At 65.1% G+C, this 6,918-nt stretch carries 5 protein-coding genes and 1 pseudogene; 5 read left to right on the top strand and 1 reads right to left on the bottom strand.

The genetic code is table 11. From position 1 onward, the window contains the following. Positions 1-688: pseudogene (locus tag DBR22_RS19235) on the top strand (hypothetical protein); the annotation flags it as partial. A gap of 7 nt (positions 689-695) precedes the next feature. On the opposite strand, the gene DBR22_RS19230 reads toward DBR22_RS19235, so the two are convergent. After that, the gene (locus DBR22_RS19230; RefSeq protein ID WP_108600322.1) at positions 696-1,334 is read right to left on the bottom strand and encodes a TetR/AcrR family transcriptional regulator; all 639 of its coding nucleotides are present in this window, start codon (positions 1,332-1,334) and stop codon (positions 696-698) included. A gap of 186 nt (positions 1,335-1,520) precedes the next feature. On the opposite strand from DBR22_RS19230, the gene DBR22_RS19225 reads away from it, so the two are divergent. The 4 genes from DBR22_RS19225 (at position 1,521) to DBR22_RS19210 (ending at position 6,750) form a co-directional block, all read left to right on the top strand. Continuing rightward, positions 1,521-3,041: an ABC transporter substrate-binding protein gene (locus DBR22_RS19225; RefSeq protein ID WP_108600321.1), complete on the top strand. Its 1,521-nt coding sequence runs from the start codon at positions 1,521-1,523 to the stop codon at positions 3,039-3,041. A gap of 75 nt (positions 3,042-3,116) precedes the next feature. After that, positions 3,117-4,058: an ABC transporter permease gene (locus DBR22_RS19220; protein WP_108600320.1), complete on the top strand. Its 942-nt coding sequence runs from the start codon at positions 3,117-3,119 to the stop codon at positions 4,056-4,058. Next, entirely contained in the window at positions 4,055-5,893 is a 1,839-nt protein-coding gene (locus tag DBR22_RS19215; protein ID WP_108600319.1) for a dipeptide/oligopeptide/nickel ABC transporter permease/ATP-binding protein, read from the top strand. The genes DBR22_RS19220 and DBR22_RS19215 overlap by 4 nt, the downstream gene beginning before the upstream one ends. Further along, a complete protein-coding gene (locus DBR22_RS19210) occupies positions 5,890-6,750 on the top strand; it encodes an ATP-binding cassette domain-containing protein (protein ID WP_108600318.1) in 861 nt (286 codons plus the stop codon). The genes DBR22_RS19215 and DBR22_RS19210 overlap by 4 nt, the downstream gene beginning before the upstream one ends. Positions 6,751-6,918 lie beyond the last annotated feature (168 nt).

Here is a 6,918-nt window from a genome sequence, read left to right as displayed (position 1 = left end):
CCGCACCGCTGCCGACGGCGGTGACCCGGCCCGGGGCCTGCGCCTCGGGGTGGACGACATCGAGGTAAGCGAAACAGAGGCCCATACCCAGGCTGCGGTCGTCCTGCTCGTCGATATTTCGTTTTCCATGGCTGCCGAGGGGCGGTGGGTGCCCATGAAGCGCATGGCTCTGTCACTGCACCACCTCATCTCCACCCGCTTCCGCGGAGACCGGCTGCAGATGATCGCGTTCGGCCGTTATGCCCGCTCCATGGACATCGGCGAACTCACGGCGCTGCCTTCGCGCCGCGAGCAGGGAACAAACCTGCATCACGGCCTGCTGCTGGCCAAGCGCTTCTTCCGCCAGCACCCGGCGATGCAGCCTGTCCTCCTGGTGGTCACCGACGGCGAACCCACGGCGCATCTGCTGCCCGAGGGCGAGACCTGGTTCACCTACCCGCCGGACCCTGAGACCATCCGTCTGACCGTCACCGAGCTCGACCGACTGGGGCGGGCGGGCACCCAGGTGACGTTCTTCCGGCTGGGCCGTGACCCTGGCCTCGAGCGGTTCGTCCAGAAGATGGCACGAAGGGTGGACGGCCGGGTGGTTGCGCCCGATGCCGGAGATCTGGGGGCTGCCGTTGTGGGGGAGTACCTCCGGGTGCACTTCCGGGGCCGCCCGTTCGACGACGCCGACTGGGCGTCGTAGGAGGAGGTTAGAACTTCTCCGTGGTGATGGCCTCGAGGAACGCGACGACTTCGGCCGGCATATCCACAGAGGAGTTGTCCAACAGCCACTGCACCTGCAGGCCGTCCATCAGCGCAACGATTTGGCGCGTGGCTGCGAGCGGGACAACGCCCGGGCGCAGCTTGCCCTGCCTCCCTGCTTCCGTGAACGCGGCGCTGATGGTGTCGCGGACCCACGTGTACCGGCGGAGGAAGTACGCGTGGGCAGGGTGCTCGGGTTCTGTGGCCTCTGCCGACAGAACACAGTAAAGGGACACCAGGCCGGGGATGGTGGTGTTGTACCGGGTCAGTGCCACCAGCCCGCGCAGCAAATCCATTCCCTTGGCATCCACAGTGCCCAGCCGCTCCACCGATTCCTCATCGCGAAGCGTCAGCACTGCCTCAAGCAGGGCTTCCTTGCTGGGGAAGTGGTGGAGGAGGCCGGCCTGGGTCAGCCCCACTTTGTCCGCGACGTCCTTCAGGGATCCCGCCCGGTATCCCGAGGTCGAGAACACCTCGAAGGCAGCGGCCAGGATCTCCCGCCGGCGCGCCTCGGTCTTGGCATAACTGCCCCGCGGACGGCCCCTGCGGGGCGCATCCGCGACCACGGTGGCGGGTGTGTCAGTCATTGGATCACCCTAACAAGGTCGTTGGCCGGGCTCGACCAGGGATTGGTCAACCGCTGTGGGCCGCGTCACAATTCAGATCACTTCTGCTTCCAAGATAAAAACCTAGCACCCACTAGGTTTTCATGTTACGGTCGTTCCCAATGGCAGTCCATGGTGGACCGCCACTGACCGCGAAAGGGACCAAAGATGTTCCGATCCAAGCGAATGGCCGCAGTTGTTGCCGCCGTAGCCCTGGGCCTCACCGGCTGCTCTGCCGGCGGAGATGCCTCCGGAGATCAGTCCTCCGAAACCCTCACCCTTGGCGCAATCCTCGCGCCCACAACGTTCGACGCCAGCCAGTCCGAGTTCGCCAACAGGGCCCCCTTCTACCAGGCCGTGTATGACACTCTCCTTCGGATGGAACCGGACGGCACCCTGGTGCCCATGCTGGCAACGGAATGGAACTACAACGAGGACAAGACTGTCCTGACCCTGAAACTCCGCGATGACGTGAAGTTCACCGACGGCACCGGGTTCAACGCCGACGCTGCCAAGCAGAACCTTGAGCGCTTCAAGGCCGGTACGTCGCCGGACGCCCAGTTCCTCGCAGCTCTGCAGACCGCCGAGGCAGTGGACGCCACCACGCTGAAGCTGACACTGTCGGCCCCTGACCCGGCATTCCTGGGATATCTGTCCAAGGACGCGTCGTTCATGCAGAGCCCGGCCTCTTTCGGCAACGCGGACATCGCCACCAACCCGGTGGGCTCGGGCCCGTACGTCCTGGACACGGCCGCCACCGTCACAGGCACGTCCTACAGCTACAAGAGCAATCCTGACTACTGGGCCAAGGAACTCCGGCACTACGACAACCTGGTCCTGAACGTCTACAGCGACCAGACGTCGCTGCTCAATGCCATCAAGTCCGGCACCCTCAATGGCGCCAACACCATCGACAACAACACCCTCACCGAAATCGAAGCAGCCGGCTACAAGGTCAACCCGCTCCAGCTGAACTGGTCCGGTCTGCTGATCTTTGACCGTGCCGGCACCACCAACCCGGCACTGAAGGACGTCCGCGTCCGCCAGGCACTGAACTACGCCTTCGACTCCAAAGCGATGCTGGAATCCATCGGCCAGGGCTACGGTGAGCTGACCACCCAGGTGTTCCCGCCGTCGTCGGACGCCTACGATCCGTCCCTGGACTCCCGCTACGCTTACGACCCCGCCAAGGCGAAGGCCTTGCTCGCAGAGGCCGGCTACGCCAGCGGGCTCACCCTGGAACTGCCGTCCGCAACACTCCTCGGTCCCACCATCCCGGCGCTGATCACCCAGCAGCTCAAGGATGTGGGCATCACGGCGCAGTTCACCGACGTCGGAAACAACTTCATCGCCGACCTCCTGGCCCCCAAGTTCGGCGTGAGCTACATGATCCTCGAGCAGCAGTCCGATTGGCAGCTGATCAACATGAAGCTCACTCCCGGCGCTCCGTGGAACCCGTACAACTACAAGGATCCCAAGGTTGACGAACTGGTCAACAAGATCCACCTGGGTACCGAGGACGAGCAGAAGTCTGCCGGCAAGGAACTGAACAAGTACATCGTGGAGCAGGCCTGGTTTGCCCCGTGGTACCGCCCGCAGTCCAGCTTCGTGACCGACGCCAAGACCAACGTCGAAGTCCAGACGGGCAACGCCTACCCGTCCATCTGGTCCTTCACCCCCGCCTCCTAGCGGACAGCTGCCTGGCCGGGCCACAGAACAACGGCCCGGCCAGGCAGCCCCAGGAACCTCCCAAAGGATTTTCGAATGTACCGATTCGTGCTGCGGCGCCTGTTCTCCGGTGTCCTCCTGCTGTTCGTCATCACCACGGTCGCCTACCTGCTCCTGTATGCGGGCGGCGGCGACATCGCCCGCCGCATCGTGGGGCCTACCGCCAGCGACGCCCAGGTTGCCCTGAAAGCCAGCCAGCTGGGCCTGGACCGTCCGCTCGTGGTCCAGTACTGGGACTGGCTGACCAACGCCCTGACCGGGGACCTTGGCCGGTCCTGGTTCAACGGCCAGCTCGTCAGCGCCGGCGTCAGCAGCAGGCTCTCCGTCACCATCTCCCTGGTCCTTGGCGCCGTGCTCATTGCCGCAGTAATTTCTGTTGTCATCGGCGTATGGGCTGCCGTCCGCCGCGGCTGGGTTGACCGTGTGGTCCAGTTTGTGGGCGTGCTTGGTTTCGCCATCCCCGGCTTCCTGATCGCCCTCGGCCTCGTGTCCCTGTTCGCACTGAACCTCAAATGGTTCAAGGCCACCGGCTATGTCCCTATGACGACGTCGTTCGGCGGCTGGGCGGCCACCGTCACCCTGCCGATCATCGCCCTGTCCATCGGCTGCATCGCCGCAGTCGTCCAGCAGGTGCGCGGTTCACTGATCGATGCGCTCCGCCAGGACTACGTCCGGACGCTCCGGGCACGCGGGCTGTCCTTCAACCGCGTTGTCTACAAGCACGTGCTCCGCAACGCCGGCGGCCCGGCCCTGGCCGTACTCGCTGTGCAGTTCATCGGACTCCTCGGCGGCGCTGTCATCGTGGAACAGATCTTCGCACTGCCCGGCCTCGGGCAAATCACCGTCGCCGCCACCGGCCAGGGTGACATCCCGGTCGTGATGGGAGTCGTCGTCGCGACGGCGGCCATCGTGGTGGCCGTGAACCTCATCATCGACCTCGCCCAGGGCTGGCTCAATCCGAAAGTTCGGCTGTCATGATCGAAACTCCCCTCGCACTGCCCGTCACGGCAGCCAAGGTTTCCCTTTTCCGCAGGCTCCTGACCCATCCCACGGGTGCGGCCTCCCTGCTGGTCCTGTTCCTGGTGGCGCTGGCTTCGGCCCTGGCGCCGATCCTGGCAACCCACGACCCCAACACTGCCAACCTGCAGGACGTCCTGGCCAAAGCCGGCTCCGAACACGTCCTGGGCGCCGACAGCGCAGGCCGCGATGTCTTCAGCCGCCTGCTGTTCGCCGGCCAGTTCAGCCTCGCCGGCGCCCTGGTTGCCCTCGCCGTCGCGCTGGTCCTCGGCGTCACCGCCGGACTGATCGCCGGGTACTACGGCGGCTGGTTCGATGCGGTCTCCTCCTGGCTCACCGGCCTCATGATGGCCCTCCCCGGCATGGTGGTGCTGCTGGCAGCCCGTGCCGTGGTGGGTCCGTCCATGTGGCTGTCCATGATGATCTTCGGTGTGATGCTCTCGCCCGCCTTCTTCCGGCTGGTCTATGCCTCCGTCACCGCCGTCCGCAACGAACTCTATGTGGATGCCGCACGCGTCTCCGGCCTCAGCGACTTCCGCATCATCGGCCGTCACATCCTGACGGTGGTCCGGGCCCCTGTCATCATCCAGTCCGCTATGGTCCTGGGCATTGCCATTGCCATCCAGGCCGGCCTCGAGTTCCTTGGCCTGGGCGACTTGAACATCCCCACCTGGGGAAGCATGCTCAACGACGGCTTCATTAACATTTTCAAATCCCCGACGCTGGTCCTGTGGCCGGCCCTGATCATCGGTCTGGTCTGCATCGCCCTGACGCTCCTGGCCAACGCCATGCGTGACGAACTGGAACGCAGCCGCGGGCCGGTCAAAAAGAGCCGCAAGGCCGCCGCAACCGCCGCCATCGCAGACGCCGCCGGTGCCGCCGAGAAGCGCGGTGCGGCCGCCGTCGTCCATCCCGACGAACCGGGAGCAGACAAAAGTGAGCTGCTTCTGGAAGTCACCGATCTTGGCGTCGGCTACGACCAGCCTGACGGTTCCACCACCCATGTGGTCAATCATGTGAACCTGACCGTCCGCCGCGGCGAAGTGCACGGCCTGGTAGGCGAATCCGGGTCCGGCAAAACCCAGACCGCCTTTTCCATCCTCCGGCTCCTGCCGCAGGGTGGACGCATCACCGGCGGATCCATCTTCTTCGAAGGCAAAGACCTGGCACACCTCTCCGAAAAGGACATGACCAAGGTCCGTGGCAAGCGCATCGCCTATATCCCGCAGGAACCTATGTCCAACCTGGACGGGGCCTTCACCATCGGCAGCCAGCTGATGGAGCCCATGCGGGTCTGCCTCGGAATCTCCAAGACCGAAGCCCGCAAACGGGCCCTGGCGCTGCTGGCCAAGGTGGGCATCCCCAACCCGGAGCGCACGTTCAATGCCTACCCGCACCAGATTTCAGGCGGCATGGCACAGCGTGTCCTGATCGCCGGCGCCGTCTCCTGCGAGCCGGACCTGCTGATCGCGGACGAACCCACCACCGCCCTGGACGTCACCGTCCAGGCCGAAGTCCTGAACCTGCTCCGTGAACTCCAGGACGAGCTGAACATGGGCGTGATCCTGGTGACCCACAACTTCGGTGTGGTGGCCGATCTCTGCGACCGGGTCTCTGTCATGCAGTCCGGCCGCGTGGTGGAAACCGGGCCCGTCCGGGCCATCTTCAACGGCGCCCGTCACCCATACACCCGTCAGCTGCTGGACGCGATCCTCGAAGACACTGCGCCCCGCGGGCAGTACAACCCTGCCGGAACAACGGCTGAGCCACAGGAACTGAAAGGAGTGGCGTCATGACCGAGACACTGCTCGACGTCAAAGACGTGGTGGTCGAATACCCCCTCAAGGGTTTCCGCCGCGAACCGTTCAAGGCCCTCAAGGGCGTCTCGCTGGACATCCGCCCCGGCGAGACCGTGGGCCTGGTAGGCGAATCCGGTTCCGGCAAGACCACCCTGGGCCGCGCCGTCCTGGGCCTGGCGCCGGTGACCGGCGGCAGCATCAAATACCGCGGCGAGGAAATCTCCAAAGCCAGCCGGGCCAAGCGCAAGGAACTCAGCCACGAGATCCAGGTGGTGTTCCAGGACCCCTACACCTCACTGAACCCCTCCATGACCATTGAGCAGATCCTCACCGAGCCGCTCACCGTGCGCAAAGTGGAACGCCAGACGGCCAACAAGCGCGTTGCCGATCTCCTCGACCAGGTCCGGCTGCCGCAAGGCGCCGCGCACCGGCTGCCGCGGGAATTTTCCGGCGGCCAGCGCCAGCGAGTCGCCATTGCCCGGGCCCTGGCACTGGATCCGAAGCTCATCGTGTGCGACGAACCCGTCTCAGCCCTTGACCTCTCCACCCAGGCGCGCGTGATGGAACTCTTCATCGAGATCCAGGAACGCACCGGCGTCGCCTACCTCTTCGTCTCCCACGACCTCGCCGTGGTGCGGCACCTCAGCCACCGCGTCGCCGTGATGTACCACGGCGAAATCGTCGAATGGGGCGACGGCGAACAGGTCACCGGAGCGCCCGAACACCCCTACACCCAGCGGCTCTTTATGGCCGCGCCCATCCCGGACCCCGACCGGCAGGCCAAACACCGCGCTGACAGGATCCGGCTCCTGGAACTCCAGAACCAGCAGGACCTCCAGGCCGGCGCCGCATGACGGAGCACACCATGAGCATCGATACTTCCTCCGCAGGACCAGCCCAGAAAGCCACCATGGAAACCCTCACCACAGAAACACCCGTCACCAACGAGCGCGCCACCGACGCCCGGCTCCAAGACCTCGTGGCTGAACTGACCCTCGAAGAAAAGGTCCGGCTGCTGACCG

It is taken from the genome of Arthrobacter sp. HMWF013, from assembly GCF_003061105.1.
Classification (GTDB): domain Bacteria; phylum Actinomycetota; class Actinomycetes; order Actinomycetales; family Micrococcaceae; genus Arthrobacter.
The sequence above is the reverse complement of the archived record's forward strand: the minus strand, read 5'-3'. Positions and strand labels throughout refer to the sequence as shown.

Excerpts from the sequence above, each read along its gene's own strand:
- DBR22_RS19230 (WP_108600322.1), bottom strand. The coding sequence starts at position 1,334 with ATGACTGACACACCCGCCACCGTGGTCGCGGATGCGCCCCGCAGGGGC.
- DBR22_RS19225 (WP_108600321.1), top strand. The coding sequence starts at position 1,521 with ATGTTCCGATCCAAGCGAATGGCCGCAGTTGTTGCCGCCGTAGCCCTG.
- DBR22_RS19220 (WP_108600320.1), top strand. The coding sequence starts at position 3,117 with ATGTACCGATTCGTGCTGCGGCGCCTGTTCTCCGGTGTCCTCCTGCTG.
- DBR22_RS19215 (WP_108600319.1), top strand. The coding sequence starts at position 4,055 with ATGATCGAAACTCCCCTCGCACTGCCCGTCACGGCAGCCAAGGTTTCC.
- DBR22_RS19210 (WP_108600318.1), top strand. The coding sequence starts at position 5,890 with ATGACCGAGACACTGCTCGACGTCAAAGACGTGGTGGTCGAATACCCC.